23 protein-coding genes are annotated in these 15,671 nt (G+C 68.8%); all 23 read right to left on the reverse strand.

What is annotated here, in order from left to right; genetic code table 11:
• Positions 1-7: 7 nt before the first annotated feature.
• The 23 genes from T8T21_RS00735 to T8T21_RS00845 all read right to left on the reverse strand — a co-directional run bounded on the left by T8T21_RS00735 (position 8) and on the right by T8T21_RS00845 (position 15,591).
• The gene (locus T8T21_RS00735) at positions 8-547 is read right to left on the reverse strand and encodes a phage virion morphogenesis protein (protein WP_322336404.1); all 540 of its coding nucleotides are present in this window, start codon (positions 545-547) and stop codon (positions 8-10) included.
• Positions 541-1,653, reverse strand: a complete 1,113-nt coding sequence (locus tag T8T21_RS00740) for a phage head morphogenesis protein (protein WP_322336405.1) — start codon at positions 1,651-1,653, stop codon at positions 541-543. The genes T8T21_RS00735 and T8T21_RS00740 overlap by 7 nt, the downstream gene beginning before the upstream one ends.
• Positions 1,646-3,319: a DUF935 domain-containing protein gene (locus T8T21_RS00745; protein WP_322336406.1), complete on the reverse strand. Its 1,674-nt coding sequence runs from the start codon at positions 3,317-3,319 to the stop codon at positions 1,646-1,648. The genes T8T21_RS00740 and T8T21_RS00745 overlap by 8 nt, the downstream gene beginning before the upstream one ends.
• 1 nt (position 3,320) lies before the next feature.
• Positions 3,321-3,530 carry a hypothetical protein gene (locus tag T8T21_RS00750; protein WP_322336407.1) on the reverse strand — a complete coding sequence of 70 codons (210 nt, stop codon included), beginning with the start codon at positions 3,528-3,530 and terminating at the stop codon, positions 3,321-3,323.
• Positions 3,530-4,960 (reverse strand): terminase large subunit domain-containing protein, encoded by a 1,431-nt coding sequence (locus T8T21_RS00755; RefSeq protein ID WP_322336408.1) that lies wholly within the window; start codon positions 4,958-4,960, stop codon positions 3,530-3,532. The genes T8T21_RS00750 and T8T21_RS00755 overlap by 1 nt, the downstream gene beginning before the upstream one ends.
• Positions 4,957-5,214 (reverse strand): hypothetical protein, encoded by a 258-nt coding sequence (locus tag T8T21_RS00760; protein ID WP_322336409.1) that lies wholly within the window; start codon positions 5,212-5,214, stop codon positions 4,957-4,959. The genes T8T21_RS00755 and T8T21_RS00760 overlap by 4 nt, the downstream gene beginning before the upstream one ends.
• The gene (locus T8T21_RS00765) at positions 5,211-5,513 is read right to left on the reverse strand and encodes a DUF6527 family protein (RefSeq protein WP_322336410.1); all 303 of its coding nucleotides are present in this window, start codon (positions 5,511-5,513) and stop codon (positions 5,211-5,213) included. Before T8T21_RS00765 ends, T8T21_RS00760 begins: the two co-directional genes overlap by 4 nt.
• Positions 5,510-6,049, reverse strand: a complete 540-nt coding sequence (locus T8T21_RS00770; RefSeq protein ID WP_322336411.1) for a phage protein Gp27 family protein — start codon at positions 6,047-6,049, stop codon at positions 5,510-5,512. The genes T8T21_RS00765 and T8T21_RS00770 overlap by 4 nt, the downstream gene beginning before the upstream one ends.
• Positions 6,049-6,345 (reverse strand): VpaChn25_0724 family phage protein, encoded by a 297-nt coding sequence (locus T8T21_RS00775; protein ID WP_322336412.1) that lies wholly within the window; start codon positions 6,343-6,345, stop codon positions 6,049-6,051. The genes T8T21_RS00770 and T8T21_RS00775 overlap by 1 nt, the downstream gene beginning before the upstream one ends.
• Positions 6,346-6,365: 20 nt before the next feature.
• Positions 6,366-6,665 carry a VpaChn25_0724 family phage protein gene (locus T8T21_RS00780; protein ID WP_322336413.1) on the reverse strand — a complete coding sequence of 100 codons (300 nt, stop codon included), beginning with the start codon at positions 6,663-6,665 and terminating at the stop codon, positions 6,366-6,368.
• Positions 6,662-7,066: a hypothetical protein gene (locus tag T8T21_RS00785; protein WP_322336414.1), complete on the reverse strand. Its 405-nt coding sequence runs from the start codon at positions 7,064-7,066 to the stop codon at positions 6,662-6,664. Before T8T21_RS00785 ends, T8T21_RS00780 begins: the two co-directional genes overlap by 4 nt.
• Entirely contained in the window at positions 7,063-7,473 is a 411-nt protein-coding gene (locus T8T21_RS00790; RefSeq protein ID WP_322336415.1) for a hypothetical protein, read from the reverse strand. Before T8T21_RS00790 ends, T8T21_RS00785 begins: the two co-directional genes overlap by 4 nt.
• On the reverse strand, positions 7,473-7,919 hold the full coding sequence (locus tag T8T21_RS00795; RefSeq protein ID WP_322336416.1) for a hypothetical protein: 447 nt from the start codon (positions 7,917-7,919) through the stop codon (positions 7,473-7,475). Before T8T21_RS00795 ends, T8T21_RS00790 begins: the two co-directional genes overlap by 1 nt.
• Positions 7,920-7,962: 43 nt before the next feature.
• Positions 7,963-8,832, reverse strand: a complete 870-nt coding sequence (locus T8T21_RS00800) for an N-acetylmuramoyl-L-alanine amidase (protein ID WP_322336417.1) — start codon at positions 8,830-8,832, stop codon at positions 7,963-7,965.
• Positions 8,833-8,946: 114 nt separating this feature from the next.
• A complete protein-coding gene (locus tag T8T21_RS00805) occupies positions 8,947-9,327 on the reverse strand; it encodes a sigma factor-like helix-turn-helix DNA-binding protein (protein WP_322336418.1) in 381 nt (126 codons plus the stop codon).
• Positions 9,324-9,776, reverse strand: a complete 453-nt coding sequence (locus tag T8T21_RS00810; RefSeq protein WP_322336419.1) for a gp16 family protein — start codon at positions 9,774-9,776, stop codon at positions 9,324-9,326. Before T8T21_RS00810 ends, T8T21_RS00805 begins: the two co-directional genes overlap by 4 nt.
• A gap of 115 nt (positions 9,777-9,891) precedes the next feature.
• Complete coding sequence (locus T8T21_RS00815) at positions 9,892-10,548, reverse strand: DUF3164 family protein (RefSeq protein WP_322336420.1); 657 nt, start codon at positions 10,546-10,548, stop codon at positions 9,892-9,894.
• Positions 10,545-10,886 carry a hypothetical protein gene (locus T8T21_RS00820; protein WP_322336421.1) on the reverse strand — a complete coding sequence of 114 codons (342 nt, stop codon included), beginning with the start codon at positions 10,884-10,886 and terminating at the stop codon, positions 10,545-10,547. Before T8T21_RS00820 ends, T8T21_RS00815 begins: the two co-directional genes overlap by 4 nt.
• A complete protein-coding gene (locus T8T21_RS00825; protein ID WP_322336422.1) occupies positions 10,883-11,269 on the reverse strand; it encodes a hypothetical protein in 387 nt (128 codons plus the stop codon). The genes T8T21_RS00820 and T8T21_RS00825 overlap by 4 nt, the downstream gene beginning before the upstream one ends.
• Positions 11,266-11,823 carry a hypothetical protein gene (locus T8T21_RS00830; RefSeq protein ID WP_322336423.1) on the reverse strand — a complete coding sequence of 186 codons (558 nt, stop codon included), beginning with the start codon at positions 11,821-11,823 and terminating at the stop codon, positions 11,266-11,268. The genes T8T21_RS00825 and T8T21_RS00830 overlap by 4 nt, the downstream gene beginning before the upstream one ends.
• A complete protein-coding gene (locus T8T21_RS00835; protein ID WP_322336424.1) occupies positions 11,820-12,584 on the reverse strand; it encodes an ATP-binding protein in 765 nt (254 codons plus the stop codon). Before T8T21_RS00835 ends, T8T21_RS00830 begins: the two co-directional genes overlap by 4 nt.
• A gap of 47 nt (positions 12,585-12,631) precedes the next feature.
• Positions 12,632-14,764 (reverse strand): transposase domain-containing protein, encoded by a 2,133-nt coding sequence (locus tag T8T21_RS00840; RefSeq protein WP_322336425.1) that lies wholly within the window; start codon positions 14,762-14,764, stop codon positions 12,632-12,634.
• The gene (locus T8T21_RS00845; protein WP_322336426.1) at positions 14,761-15,591 is read right to left on the reverse strand and encodes a ParB/RepB/Spo0J family partition protein; all 831 of its coding nucleotides are present in this window, start codon (positions 15,589-15,591) and stop codon (positions 14,761-14,763) included. The genes T8T21_RS00840 and T8T21_RS00845 overlap by 4 nt, the downstream gene beginning before the upstream one ends.
• Between the last annotated feature and the right edge of the window lie 80 nt (positions 15,592-15,671).

The following is a 15,671-nucleotide window of genomic DNA, read 5'->3' on the forward strand; positions in this document are numbered from 1 at the left end:
CTTCAGGTCAATCGCCGCTGTCGGCGATGTCCTCAAGCCAGCCTTCGACGATCTCGGTGATGAGAAGACGGTCCTCGTCGGAAATTCCCAGGAAGGGGCGCGCGGGAATGTCCCCCCAGGGGAGGGGGGTGAAATAGTCCTGGCTGGCCGAGCGCTTTTCGGAAGGCCTGGTCCGGCCGATGGCCGCGCCGAATTCGCCCTGCTTCGCGCCGAACTGCATCACGGCGGCCTGGATGGCGTTCGAGCCGACCTCGACGGAATCGGGACCATAGTCGTGGCTGAGATAGCGCGCCATGTCGCCGCTCTGCGTGAGCGGGTTCGGGCCGTGCTTGATCTCGAGCCGGGCGTATCGGTCGAGCGTGGTCCGCGCGCGCGGCGCGAAGGCCGTGCCGTCGGGACTGATCCCGGCGGCGATCCGGTCCTTCGAGGAGGCGACCAGCGCGAAGCCGATGTCGTTCATCGGCTTCGACAGATCGGTGAGCGCGTCGTGCAGCTTGCCGAGCGCCGCCTCGAGGCTCTCGTCCTTCAGATCGACGCGGATCACCATGGCAGATCTCCGATCTCGGGGTCGCGCCGCGCCGCTTCGATCGACAGGCGCCGGAACGCCTCGATCACCCGCGCCCCGCCGTCCCGGCCGATCCGCAGCACCAGCACCTGACCCCGCTCGACCAGCACGAAGAGCGCCGTACCGTCCTCGAGCGACAGCCGGTGGGTCGCGGTCGCCGCCACACGCTGCATCATGGCGAAGTCGGCCACTCCCACGCCCGTGGCGCCCAGCCGCTCGACCGTCTGCGGCGTCACCACGGCGGTTCCTGTGCCCGCACCGTCGGGCAGTCGCAGCACCGGCCAGCTGCCCTTGGGCGCGGCGAGCCAGCCCTCGAAGACGCTGGAGCGGATCCAGTCCTGGAGCAGATCGCGCGAGGTGCGCTCGGGCAGCCGGTCGAGCTTGGGCGTAAGCGCCAGCACCAGGTCGGCGACGCTGGCGCCCGGCGCGTAGTCCCAGCCCTTGCCGATCCCGCGTGGCGCCCCGGTTCGCGGATCGATCGATTGCCAGTCGGCGGGCAGCGGCTTGTCGGGATCGCCGCCCAGAAGCCGGGCCAGGCGGCGCGAACGCGCGCCCTCGACCAGGCAGCCGCAGCCCCAGCCGTTCGGCGGATAATGCGCGCCCCAGAACGCGTGATCCGCAGGCAGGGTCAGGCCATCCCAGGCAAGGTGGTTCAGCCGGGGATGCTCGGCGCCGCTGTGCTTGTAGATCCAGAACGGATAGTCGCCGTCGACCAGCTGCGCGTGGCGACCGGACATGTAGCTCGTCTGCATGTTGGTGCGGTAGACCACGCGCATCCGCCAGGCCTCGCCCTTCTCGGAGCCTTCGCCGGTCCAGCCGTGCCAGCCATGCGTTTCGACGGCCGCCCGCCAATCGGCCTTGAAGGCCTCGAAGCCGGTGCCTTCGGCCACCGCGCGCTCGACCGCCGCGGCGAGATCCGCCAGCAGGTCCGCCTTCACGGCGCCGGCCACCATGAAGGCCCGTTCCTGCTGTTCACGCTTCAGATCGTCCCAGCGCGCGGTGGGCACCAGCTCGGCCAGCCGCAGCCGCAGCGCCGTCAGCTGCTCGGCAAAGGGACGGCGGAACGTGGCGCGGACGGGCTCAGCCATCGATGTCCTCATCCGCCGCCACCTCGATCCGGCCCCCGGCATGGGCGGCGAGCATTGCCTGGGCGATCACCTCCTCGAGCGGCTCTCCGTCGAGCGTGTCGAACCCGGCCCGGATCATCTCGAGCAATTCCTCGAAGGACCCCGCCGCGGCGACCATCGCCCCGACCCGATCGAGCATCTTCTCGACGGCCGGCGCGCCGGCCTCTGACAGCCGGTCGGCGAGCATGTCGGCGGGAGGCTCTGAGCGGCCCGCTGAGAGGCCGTCCGCCTTCTCGGCCATCATGGCGCGTCCGGGGGCCTCCCCCCTTTCAAAAACGCCGGAAAACCCTTTAAGCGGACGATCCCGTCCCTCCGGGGCGGTTTCGCCCGCCACCGGAGGCCCATTCGGGGCCGAAACGGGGGTCTGAGGTTGGGTTGCCGGGGCCAGGAGTTCGTCTCCGGGCTTCGGATCGGGCCAGCCGAAGCGATCGCGCACCGACGACATGCTGACCTTCATCCCGAGCGGCACCAACACCCCCAGCGATTCCGCCGCGAGCTTGAGATCCTCCTCCTCGGGGCGGGCGATCACGATCTTGGGGTAGCGCTGTTGCTTGCCGTATTCCAGTTCGATCCAGGGCCGCACCAGGTCCCGGTTCAGGATGGCGGCCAGGGCGCGGGCGTCGGCGCGCTCGATATCCTCCTGGACCTCGCGGTGCTCCTTGCCCGAGCCCAGCCCGCCGGTGACCGCGTCCGTGGTGGCGGTCTGCCCCAGCACCGCCTTCGAGACCTGCCTGTCGAGCCAGTCGGCGCGCTTCTCGTAGAGATCGGCGGCCGCGCCCAGGTTCGCCGTCTCGATGAAGTCGATCGACATTCTCTCGGGGATGATCGCCGCGCAGTCGCCGGCGATGTTGGCCACGGCCCGAAACAGCGTGTCCTTGTCGCGCTCCGAGGCGCCTGCATCCCATTTGCCGACCCGGAGCGGCTGGCCATAGGTCTGGCTGAAGATCGCCCAGTCCTTCTGGGTGTAGGCCTTGAACATCCAAACCCAGGCGGCGACCCGCGCCAACCCGGAGCGCAGCACCAGCCCCGACTTGGCCTTGATCGAGGCGAAGATGAAACGGAAGGCCTCGAGCGGTACCTCGCGGCCCTGTGCATCGATCCGAAGCGGCGTCGCCAGGTCGTGGCGGGCAAAGCGGAACCAGCGCGGATCGCGGCGGATCAGCCGCTTGGGATAATATTGCGCCTCCGTCGTCTCCCACTGGATCTCGGTGACGCTGTAGCCCTTGCCGATGCAGTCGAGGATGTCGAACAGCTCCTCGGTGAGCTCGTCGCGGTTCAGCCAGTCGCGGATCATGTCCGCCATCTGCACGTCCCGCGCCGCGTCCGAGGCCGCCTCGACGGTGATGTCGATCTGGCTGACCGACCGCTTTCGGGTGGAGATGACGCCGAGATAGTGCGGGTCGCGCTCCTCGATCGTCTCGGCCAGCTCGAGATAGCGGATCGCATCGCCCTGGTCGGCCGCCTTCAGGATGTCCGCCAGGCGGACCGGGTCGAGACCGTCGGCCGGGTAGCCCGAGATCGGCGAGCGGACGCCGCCCAGCGTGGGCGCCGCGAGCTCGGTGCCGAGCTGGGCGCGGACCACGGGCTTGCCCCAGCGGTCGAGTAGCACGGGCTTGCGGTCGGCCATGTCAGGCTCCTTCCAGGATAAGGGCGGCGATCGCGACCAGGACGAGGGTCGCGGAGACGAGCAGCCCGATCGGGACAAGGGGCAGGTCGGCCCGCGACACCGGCCGGGCGGGGCGCACCGAGGCGGTCGCGGCGGACTTGGCGAGGCGGCGCTGGCGTTCGCGCGCGGCCTGGCCCCCGGCGGCGCGTCGCTGGTCTTTCTTGCGTGGCATCACAGCCCTCCTCGAAAGCTCGATCCCATGGGCGCGCGCCACCAGTCGCGCTCCCGGTCGCGCGGCGCGTCGGGATCGTCGGACATGCGGCCGGAAGGCGCGGCCCGGCTGTCGGCCGCGCGGTAGCCGTATTCGGCGCCGCCCATGTTCGCGGCCGAGACGGCCATGGCGGCGGCCCAGAAGCGGTCGGCGTGGCCATCGGTGTCGCCATCGGCCACCAGGCGGCGGGTGCCGGTGACGCCCACCTGGCTCTTGATCGCGTGCAGATCCGCGCGGAGCACAGGATCGCCCTCGGGCAGCCGGGACTTGCGGTCCTGCATGCTCTCCTTCAGGGCCGTCGCCATGTCGAGCTTGGCGGCGGCCGAGAACAGCACGCCCTCCACCCGGCTTTCGCCGTGGCGGCGCTTGGCGTCCTCCACAGGCTTCTCGCCCATGCCCGTCTGGTCCATCCGGCAGCGCACCACCCGGTAGCGCCGGAACACCTCGGCCAGCAGGGCGTCCTGGTCGGCGAAGCTGATCCGGCGGCGGGCGATGACCTCGCGCGTCCAGAGCACGTCGCCCACCTGCTCCATCACCCAGATTACGAAGAGGTCGTTGCGCGCGGCGATGTCGACGCCCACGAAGCAAAGCCCGCCGCGATACTGCGCGGGCCGTCCTGCCATCGGATGCTCGCAAGCGGCGATGGTGTCGTAATCGATCCAGGCCGAGGCCTCGTCGAGCCACTTCAGCTCGTATTCCTGCGCCCACGCGTCCTCGTCCGCCATCCCCGAGCGCAGCATGTCGACATCCCGATCGAGCCCCTGGCGCACGGCGTCGTAGATGTCGACGACATGACGCGACCAGACCGAGCCCTCGGCCGTCATCAGCTCGTAGAACTTGTTGCCCTTGCCGTTCGGGGTCGAGATGACGCGCAGCTTCTGCTGGCCCTTGGAGATCACGGGAAACAGCGCGGCCCAGATGTCGCGGCTTTTGGCATGGAAGGCGAACTCGTCGAGGATCACGTTGGCCGAAAAGCCCCGTGCCGTGTCCGGGTTGGCAGGCAGCGCCGTGATCCGGCTGCCGCCCGGATAGGTCACCTCGAGCTGCTTGTAGACCGCATCGGGCCCGCGCTCCTGCGGCGCCCGGAACTCGGTTTCCTCGAAGCGCGGCTCGCCGCCCTTCAAAAGCGTGTTGTAGACCTCGTAAAACGCCCGGGTGAACGGCTTGATCACCTCGGTCATCGCCTCGGCCGCCTGCCGCTCGCCGCGCGACAGGATCACCCAGCGCGCGCGCCGGCCGTCCATCCAGGCCTGGAAACAATCGTCGACGCACTCGCCACAGGTCGAGAAGGTCTTGCCGGTCTGGCGGCTGAACATGCCGATCTTGAAGCGGCTCTCATCGGCGATCCAGGCGCGCTGATAGGGCAGGAAATTGACGACGGGCGCGGTCATGATCTCACCTTCTGGATCCGCCAGCCGGCCGCGACCGCCGTCGGAAAGAACAACGCCGCGGCTGAGACGGTCAGGGTGATCCGCACGCCGCCCCGCGCGGTCCGGCCCCAGCCCTCGTGCCGGTAGACGCAGTCGCGCATCGCCGTGCCGAAACGGCGGCGCCAGGGACCCGGCGTGCCATCGGGGGCGAGGCTCCGGAACCGGCCCTGCCGGTTCAGCAGCGCGCCGATGTCCTCGGGCAGGGCGCACCTCATGCGCAGGCCTCCCAGTAGCCGTCGCGCAGCCAGCCGTGCCAGTGGCCCCGGTGATGCACCGACGGATCGAGACTGGGCTCGGTGGCCGAGCCGTTCCAGCGCCAGCTCGGGCGCGGGCCGCCCGGCTTCTGGCCCGCGCCGACCAGCAGCCGGCCTTCCACGCCACAGCCGCAGGGGCAGAAATAGACGAACTCGAACAGGCCCGGGGTTTCGCGCTCCTCGAGCCGGAAGCTGCCGGGCGTGGCGCAGGCCTCGAACCGCGCTCGGTCCCGGAACCAGATCGCGCGCGTCATCGTCATGCGAACCCCATGATCGCGCGGGCCTTCGCGGCGGCGTCCTCGTCGATGTCGCCCGAGGCCACGGCGGCGTCGAGCTTGGCGGCCTGCGCCTTGCGCTCCTCGCGCGCCATGGTCTCGCGGATGCCCGAGGACGCCATCACGTCCTTCATGAGACGCCCCAGAAAGTGCAGCTCCTTCGGATCGATCTCCTCGCCCTGCTTGAGCATCTGCGACTGCATGACCTTGAAGGCGAGCGTGGTGATCATCTGGAAGAGCACGTTGTGGCGGCGCGCCTCGTCCTCGAGGCCGTTGTCCTGCATCCAGTCCGCGGCCCAGGCCGAGGCCTGGTCCTGGAACTTCACGAACTCTTGGTACTCGGCGCCGAAGGCATGCAGCGCCGACTTGCGGATCCGCAGCTCGGAGCCCGCCTCCTCGAGCCGGAAGTTCAGCGACTCGGCGATCTCCTCGTAGCCCCCGAAGCCGCGCGCGCGCAGCTCTTCCTGGAGCCAGTCCTTCAGCTCCGGCGGCAGCAGATCGACCTTGCGGGGCGGCGGCATCAGAGCCGCGCGCTCGGGCGCTTCACGCCCGGGTGGGAGGCCTGTCCGTTGGCGACCTCGACGCCGCGCGCGGTGGCGCTGACGATGGTCAACTGCTCATGCGCCTCGAGCGCGACCAGCTCCTGCTCCTTCAGCCAGGCGAGCGTGCCGACCATCTGGTCCCAGGTGCTCGAAACGCCCAGACCATTGCAGACGTCATGCAGGATCGAGCCGTTCGAGGTGTAGCCGGGCGAGGCCGCGAGATGACGCAGGATGGTCAGACGGCGGTGCTCGGTGGTGAGCTTGAGATGGTCCATCGGATGCCTCTTCGAGGGGGTCAGGGATCGGGGCGCAGGACGCCGGGGAGGGTGCGGATGCCCTCGGCCACGTCACGGCCGAAGGTGGTGAGCTTGGCGATGGGCTCGGCCTCGTAGTGGCGCAGCGTGACCAGCTCCATTTCCGCCAGCCAGGCCATCGCGGCCGTCACCTGGTCGGGCGTGGTGGGCACGCCGATCCGCGCGCAGTGCAGCCGCAGCACCGAGGCCGCGGCCTCGTAGCCGGTGGCGTCGGCGAGATAGCGCAGCACCTTCAGGCGGCGCATCTCGGTCTCGACGGCTTCGAGCGGCCAGCCCCTCATGCCTCGCCGCTCCGGCTGGCGCGCAGCGCGGCCTCGTACAGCATGCGCAGCGTGTTGCCCTGGGATTCAAGATGCGCCTGCTGGCCCGCGATCGCGACGGCCAGCGCGTGCACCTCCTTGGAGGTGGCGAGCTTGCCCACGTCGCTCTCGATCTTCGTCATCCTCAGCCGGATACGGTCGAGATCGTTGTCGAGATCGCCGAGCCTGTCCTCGACCTTCGTCAGCCGATCGCCCTGGGAGGTGGCGCTGACCACCATGCCGGCGGTCTTGGTGTCGAAATACTGCCGGTTGCGGCGGTCCCACCAGGCCAGCCCGAACCCGATCAGGGTGATCGCCGAGATCAGAACCCCCAGCACGACCTGCGCGAAGCTCAGCCCCTCGACCCATCCCATCGCGGTCACCACAGAAGGACGCACAGCAGCGCCCAGCTCGCGAGCATGACGGCGATCTCGGTGGCGATCGTGGCATAGCGCTGCGACGTCAGCTCGCCGGTCGCCCACAAGGCGGCGATCGAGACATGGTAGACGGCCGCCGCCAGCGTGAAGCTCAGGATCTCGGGTGCGGGATGCGCGTTCCACAGGTTGACGCCTTGGCCGGACAGGAGTCGGGCGCCGACATAGTAGAGACGTTCGACGATCATGACGGCCAGCGCGGCGATCAGCGCCGCGCGCATGTACCGCGATGCCACGAGCTTCGGGAGGCTGTCCTGGACAAAGCGCATCGACTGCGCGCGGCCGAAGACGAAGAGGATGGCGGCGATGAGCAGCAGGTGGCTGGCCAGGGTGACGCCGGAGTAGCCCAGCCCCATCAGTGCGCCGCCTCCTGCCGCGCCGGATCCGACGACGTCTCCGTATCCAGATGCGCCGCGTTCGCGACGCGCATGGCCGGCCCGGACAGGCCGAGCATCAAGAGCATGAGCAGGCCGAACAGTGCCGTCGTGCCGCCGCGTCCCAGCCGGGGCAGCCGCGGCCGCGTCCAGACAAGCCGATAGTTCGGCGCCCGGCGCTCGATCCAGGCCCACAGCCCGGCCGCGATTGCGATCAGCACCTGCGCGGCCGAGACCGCGCGCGCCCCGGTGTCGAGCACGGCGTCGGGCGTCGCCCCGAGGCCCATGCCCTGGAAGATCGCCATCAGGTCGATCCCGAAGGCGGTGAGAAGTCCCGTCAGCACGAACAGGATCTGCGCCCAGAAGGATCGGGCCTGCCAGACCGGCAGTTCGGGCAGAGAGACGTTGTTGGACAGCTTGGGCAGCATCGTGGCTCCTCGGGTGGGGATGTCAGGGGGAGAGGCGGGAGGGTCAGACCGCGACGGCGTAGCGCCCGACGATCCAGCCCTCCTGGCCGGCATAGAGGACCTTGTGCCAGGTCCGGCCGGCGAAGGTGCCGGTTTTCAGGAGCGGCACGATCGCGCCATGCGGGATGGCGGCGAGAACGTTCGGGTTGAAGCTCGGCCAGCGCCGCAGGTTCAGCGTGTCGCCCGGCAGATCGATGCGCAGATAGGCGTCGCCTGCGACCTCCGTGGCCAGCGCGTCCGCCTCCACGTCCGAGGGCTCCTCGCGGCCCAGGAGCTTCGCGCGCAGCTGTTCCAGCGGAAACAGCGGGTTGGTGTCCACCTTGCGGCCGGGCGAGACGTACCAGTGCGTGCGCAGGTCCATCAGCGTCGGGATGGACGCGAAGAGCGCCTCCCAGATCAGCCCGACCGTCGCGAGCTGGGCCTGCGGATAGGGCATCCACCAGCGGCCCGCACCGTGCTGCGGCGTGTCGATCTGCACGATCTCGCAGGCGTCGATGTCGAAGAGCTCGCCCCACCAGGCGCGGACCTTGTTGTTGCCCGCGAAGGTCATGAAGCCCGGGTTCACGATCTCCATGCCGATCGAGAAGCCGTTGCAGCCCGGACGGCCGTGATAGCTCGAACTGCCGGCATGGTTCGCGCCGCGGTTCGTCGGCACCTGCTGCTGGACGGCCCCGTCGCGCTCGACCACGAAGTGGACCGAGGGCTTCGACTTCGCCGTGTTGTCCTGGAGGTATCTCGCGGCGCTCAGCGGCTCGAGGCGGCTGGCGGTGTCATGGCAGATGCCGAGCACGGGCGTGATCGGACCGTTGATCCATCTCGCCTTGGCGAAGGCGATGCCTTCGATCCTGTGTTGCTTCAGCCGAAGCTGCTCCATGCCTCTCGCCCCCGGATTTGCGCGCCGGCGCGCGCGCACGGCTCTTGGGAGCAAGGTGCCCGGCGCGCGCGCGCCGAAACATACGCAAGGGGCTTGTTCGAAAGGGGGAAAGGGTCAGAGGAGACGCGGCTGTTGCGTGTCCTCGGAGGGGGCGGCCGCGGCCTTCTTGAGCCACTTGCGCACCGTGACGTCGCTCATGTGCAGTCTGCGTGCGATCTCGTCCACCGGCAAGCCCTGGCTGCGCCAGACGGTCGCGATCCAGGGCTTGGCGGTCGGCACGCGGCGCGGCAGGCGGTCAGAGACCTCCGCCAGCCGCGCCGCCTTCTCGATGCCGACCACCTGGGCCAGCTTGGAGCGCCCTTGGGGCGTATGGGGCAGGTAGAGCTGCGCGCCGCCGAAGGTCAGCAGGAACTCGATCGCGCCCTCGAGACCGAGGACGCGCACATAGGGTTCGACATGCGCCGGCGTGGGGCGAGGATTGTGGTGCGCGTTCATCGCGGCGTCTTTCGATCGAGGGGCACCTCCGCCCGCCGCGCCCAGCTCTTCAGAGCCTGGATGACCGCATCGATCTTCGCGTGATCGCGCATCATGTCCACGTCCGCCGGCACGCTGCCCCAGACCTCCTCGAACCGCACCCGCACGAAGGCGTTCAGACCGGCCCGGTCGGGGCGCTCGAGCACCCCGGCCTGGCCGAGCCGCTTCCATAGCACGTGGATCAGCCGCAGGTCGGCGCGCGGTGCCGCGGGCTTCTTTCCGGAGGCTTTGAACCCCGGCTTGAAACCGCTGGTCTTCAACCGGGCCACCACCTTCTCGAGATCGGCCTCCGACATGTCGCGCATGCTGCCCTTGCCGCAGGCTGCCAGCTGCAGATCTCGCCGTGCCTCGGCATCGAGGCCGAGCTCGCGGCAGCCGACATGGATCATCTTCTGGAGATTGCGGCTCATGAAAGCACCTTCCAAACGAATGCGGCGACCCCGGCCCAGAACAGCGCCCCGAAAAGAGCGAAGGGCAGGAGCCACCAGCCCGAACACAAATGAGAGGACCGGCGCGGCATGGATTTCAAGCCTTCGCCAGGTCGATCGTCACCGCCTGCCACGGCCCGTCATGCCGATCGCGGCGGTAGCAACGGATATAGGTCTTCGAGCCGACCACCCGCATCGCATCGCGGATCGCCGACATGGCCTGCTTCCAGCGCGGGTCCGCGATCTCGAGGCGCAGCAGCATGAAGATCTCCGAGCGGTTGATCTGCCCCGCCTTGTCGGTGTTGAAGGCCCGCGTGACGATCGAGCGGATCTCGGGGCGGCTCTCGGCGGCCCATTCGTTAAGGCATTCGTCCACGAGGGTCTTGGCGATCTGCAGCTCGGGGCCGAAATCGACGCTGTCGGAGACCTGCACCTGCACCTTGTAGAGGCCGTCGAAGCTCATCAGCGTCTTGTTGCCCTTCGCCCCACCCAGCGAGGCCTCGTATTCCTGCGCGAGTATCGCCTCGAAGGCGCCGATGTCGTCGAAGGTGTGCTGCTTGAACCGGGCGACCTGCTCGGACAGGGCCACGGCATAGCCCATGATCTTCCGGACGGTCTCGTCCTGGAGCTGGTCCTGCGGGCGGATCAGGTCGATCTGCGTCAGCCGGCCGCGACCGTCACGCATGTAGACGTCGTCATTGATGATCTCGCGGCCGTCCTCGATCGGCGCCGGCCGGTAACTGCTATGGGTCATTCCTGTACTCCTCTGGTGGGAATGTCATGCGCCGGGCCCTGATCGGGCCAGGCGGCGATCTTTCGGTCGAGCAGCGAGGTCGCGAGCGCCGCCGGGGTAAGCCCCAGCGCGTCGGCCTTCTCGCGCAGGCGCGAGGCCGCCTCGGGCGACAGGCTGACCGTCAGCCGGCCGGAGGCCATCGCGCCGTTGGTCATGAAGGTCGGCACCCCGGCGCCCTTTTCGCGGGCGATCTCGAGGGCGCGGTAGACCTTGCGCCGTCCGCAGTTCAGACGCAGCGCGATCTCCCGGGGACGAATGCCCCGCACCGCCAGGCGTTCGACTTGCTGCTGAAAGGTCATTTCTCGCTGGCTCCCTTGTTGAGCGGGCAGCGGGTGCAGGCCCGGTACATCCGGACGCGCAGGGCGTTGTGGCCCGAAAAGGCCCGGCTCCGCTTGCGCCAGAGCTGGCATTCGTTGGTGGGCAGCTCGCCCAGGGCCGGGCAATCGACCACCGCCCGCATCAGCGCGCCGCGCACAAGCTCCTCGACGGCCGCCATGTTGCCCTCGTACTTGCGTCGCAGCACCGCCGAGACGAGCGACCCCGAGCGTCCCAGCCGCGCCGCGGTCCGGGATTGCGAGGTGCGCGCACATTCCTGCGCGAGCTCCAGCACCCAGTCGGGTAGATCCGCGCCCCAGGCGCTGCGTGCCGTCTGCACGAAGTCGGTCGGGACCGCGGCGCTCACCGCCCCTCTCCCGGCAGGTTCACCCAGCGGTTCAGGTTGTCGTCGAAGGCCACCGTGATCCGGCATTCGCGCGGCGGGCGCGGACCGGTGTTGCGAATGAGCTTGTAATAGGGGAGTTGCCGGCCCGGGATGGCCTTGCGGACCTGCCGGAGATAGCCGGCCCCTTCGAGAAACCGGCAGAACTTCTGCGCCTCGCGCTGGGTGACGTTGACCGCCTCGGTGCTGGAATAGACCGACAGATCGAGCGCGCTGAAATTGGCCAGGCCCCGCATCGCGGTCCACATGTTCTCGGCCGGCGACCGGGATCCGCCGGGCGCCTCCGCCTCGGGCGAGGTCTTCGGCAGCTCGGTCCGATCGACCTTGTAGCGGACCGAACTGTCGGCATCACGACCCGCCACCCGGACGACGCCCTGCGCTTCCAGGTAGCGCACCAGCCGATAGAACCGGTTGCGCGAATACCCGGTGAGCCGGGCCAGCTCCGGGACCGTGAAACTCTGCATCTCGCGGATCCGGCCCCACAGGGCCATATCTCCGGCGGAAAGGGCCTTCTTCATCCTGCCCTCCGCGCCGACGCATCCCCGAACCGGCGCACCTCGGGGGCGGCGCCGGTGAAGAAGGGGCGCTTGCCCCACTGATCGAGGCCCACGGTCTCGAGCCCCTCGCGCCGCGCCAGTTCGGCGATGCGGGTGAGGTTCACGCAGATGCGCCGGATCGAGGCGTGCGACTCGCGCAAGAGCCGCTCCTGCAACTCCTTCGTCACCTCGACCCCCGAGGCGTAGAGGCGCGTGAGATGCGCCACGTCGCTCATGTCCGCGGGCTCGGCCGGAACCCAGTCGAGCACCCGGTTGTGAACCCGCTCCCATTCGCGCAGCTTCTGCGGCAAGAGCTCCTCGCCGATCAGGATCACCGGCGCCTGGCTGCCCTCGTAGATGTCGCGAATGATCTCGATCATCTTGCGCTGAACGAGGAAGTCGGCCTCGTCGATGATCAGCGGAACATCCGAGATCGCCAGCTGCTCGCTGATCTGGTCGAGCATGTCGCTGACCGTGCTGGCCTTCGGGATGCCCATCTCGGCGAGGATCGCCTCGCAAAGCTTCTTGCGGGTCCAGACGCTCTTGATCTGGACCGTCACCGCGTGGAAGCGGTTGGTGCAATAGATCGCGGCCATCGACTTGCCGAAGCCCGAGGGCCCGTAGAGGACCCCCAGACCCGGCAGTCCGATCGGTCGATTGGCCACCCTGTCGATCAGCTCCGCCAGCGCCGCGACGTTCTTCAGCGGTGCGACTTGTGCGCTTCCCATGCTCTCCTCCGGCATTTATGACTCCTTTCTCGCTCCCACGGGGTGCCTCCCGGGGGCGTTTCTCATCCGGCGAGGATGTCCTCGCCGAAATCCGCGACCATGGCTTTCCAGGTCCGGTACTCGGGCGTGGTTCGATAGCCTTCGAGCCACTTCCTCTGTTCTTTGGTGACGGTCTGGCCGCCCTCCAGGCGACGCTCGATCTCGAGCGCGCGGGCATAGGTCTGGCGCCCGTCATCGGTGGGCGGCGGTGCCGGGCGGCGCGACGCGAGATCGGCGATGATCGCTTGGCGCGCCGCTTCCACCTCGGGGCGCGGGGCCTGCGGCTGCGGCGGTCGCGGCGCGTCGAACAGCGGGCGGATGATCTTCGCCTCGACCGGCTGGGCCGCGGTCTTCGGCGCGGCCGCCAGCGCATCGGCGACATCGCCCGCCGTCAGCTTGCGATGCGCCGCCAGCTCGGCCCGCCGCGCCGTCTGCCATTCCTTCAGGCTCCGGGCATGCGCCCGCGCATCGTCAACATCGAAGAAGCCGGCCTTGGCGATGCAGGGGGCATAGCCGAGATAGGCATTTTCCATGCTGTAGACATGCAGCCCGTCCCACAGCGCGGCGCGGTCGAAGCGGGCGACGATCTTGCGCCCGGCGATCTCGTGCATCCACTCCGCCCAGTAGCTGTTGCCCATGAACCGGACCCGGCCGGTCCGACTTTGTGCGCGGATGCCCTCGGCCCCCATGAGCCACAGGCGGCGCTGTTCGGCCGTGGCCTTGCGGATCGGTGCCGCGGCATAGCTCTCGTCGAAGACCTCGGTGAAGGAGCGTCCGTTCGCCACTTCGGAGCGGCGATCCGGGCGAGCGTTGTGCAGCTCGATCTCTTCGGCCAGCACCGCGAGGAACTGGTCGAGCGGGATCGCCCGGCTGCCGTAGTTCTCCGGCTTCGCGTCCGGCCGGTTGCCGGTGTAGGCACCCTCGAAAGCCGGGTGCTTGGCGACGGTGTCGCACATGTCGCGGAAGGCCCGTTCGATCGGTTTGGACTGGCCCGAATAGGGCTTGGCCCAATGGATCTCGCAGCCGAGGCTGGTGAGGAGGCCCGACATGTCGTCCTCGCGCACCCGGAAGCGGAACCGGCTGCGGGCGCCCCCGGTGATGAGCTTGGCGGCGAATTCGCGGCCGTTGTCCAGGACCACGTGGTAAGGGATGCCCCAGCGCTCGATCATCGCGCCGATGCAGAGCTGGACGGCGGTGCTGTTGGGCGTGCGGTCGACGCCCCAGGCGACGATCCGTCCCGAATAGACATCCTGGAACGCGACCATCTGGGGCCGGATGATTTCCTCTTTCTGGCCACCGGGTCCGGCGGGAAAGCGGACGAACACGTCGAAGCGGTGGAAGTCGCCGTTCACCGCTTCCAGGGCGTGAAGCGCGCTCTTGTCCCGCTCCTGTGCCGGGCGCATCCGCTTGAGAGCCTCCATGCCCTTGCGGCCGAGCACCAGCGCCGTCTCTGAGACGTTGCGCTCGATCCAGCGGCGGATCGTATGGATCGGTACCGTCGGAATGCCCTCGGCCTCGGCGATCCGCACGCAGCGGGCATAGACCGACATGAGCGTGGGCTGGGACAGACGCAGGTAGTCGGCCTTGATGAGATCTCCGAAACGGGGATCGACCTCGGTCCTGCGGCTCTTGCGGCGCGCGGCGCGGTGACGGGGCGCGAGATAGGGCAGGCGGTCGTCGCTGCGCACGCCCCGGATCATCTCGAACCAGCCCCAGATGGTGCGGGCGCCATCGCCCGAGAGCCGGGCGGCATCGATGACGGCGAGGTTGCGGGTCGATCCGGCGGCTTCAAGTGCCTCGACCTTCTGCACGACCTCGAGCCTGCGCCGTGCCTCGCTCTTGGGCTTTTCCGGCAGCGCGTCGAACCAGGTCCAGGCCTCGTCGCGCCCCGGCCGGTTATCGGGCTCGGCTGCCGGCGACGCAGCCTGCTCTCGCTGGAGCAGCATGGCCTGGGCGCGGGAGGGGAGCAGCGTCCAGTGATACTCCCAGCCGCCACCTCGTCCGCTCCGGCGACGGGCGCGCTCCGGGTCCGTTAGCCAGGATTGGCGCTTGATCAAAAGAGCGACGCCTTGTTTTGTCGACGGCAAATCGGGCAGGCCCGCCGAAGCGAGCTCCGCCGCGCTCCACCACTCCTGCGAAGGCGCCGCGGATGTCATGCCCGGTCCTCGCGGATGTCGAGAAGCAGGTCCTCGAGATCCTCGAACTGGATCTCGGCAAACCGGCGCCGGGCCGCCTGGGGCGCGCGCGACCACGCCTCGCGCAGCGTCTTCAAGGCCGCTTCAACCGGGTCTTGCTGGGGCTTTGCAGCCACCGTCAGCGCCTGTGCGATCTTCTTCACCTGACCCGTGGCGAAAGCTTCCACGGCGGCGGGGCGATCTTCGGGTTCGGCATTGTGGAGGGCGAGAAGGTCGTTGACGAAGACGCGGCGGGGCGCGGAACGGAGGCGTTCAGCTGTCACCTTGTCGAGCAGATCGCCAACTTCGGCCAGGCGGTACAACTTGCGCTTGGGCAAGGCCGTCTGCTCCGCCATCAAGTTGATGAAGCCCACCAAATGCAAATTTGCATCCGTATTCCACCGAGCCGATGCCCCGGCCAGCCCTTGCCGCGTTTCAGGGTGCTCGGCGATGTACTCGCGGCGCCGGGCCGCAAGATGGATGGCGCGATCGAGGTCGGAGAGATCGGCACGGCAAAGGTTGGCTTCGATTTCGACCACGCGGATCTCCGAAGCGCGGCCCTCGTAGCAGCGCACCTCGGCCTCTGCCCGTCCGAGCAGTCGGAGGGCCTCGTAGCGATGGCCACCGTCGACAAGCTCGTAGCGCTGCTTCGGCAGGCGCCGGATCGTCAGCGGCTGAAGGAGACCGATACGCTCGATCGACTCGGCGATCACCTCCACGGCGAGCGGATCGGCGGGGCGAATGCGGTCGTCGCGGATGGTGATCTGGTCGAGCGGCAGGACCGTGATGTCCGCAATGAGGTCAGGCATGCCGGTTCTCCTCTGACAGATCGACCGGGTTCGAAGCGGCCTGCCGCGCCAACACCGGGCGGCATGTCACATGCTTGAAG

The sequence above is a fragment of the Limimaricola variabilis genome, from assembly GCF_034371605.1.
GTDB lineage: Bacteria > Pseudomonadota > Alphaproteobacteria > Rhodobacterales > Rhodobacteraceae > Limimaricola > Limimaricola variabilis.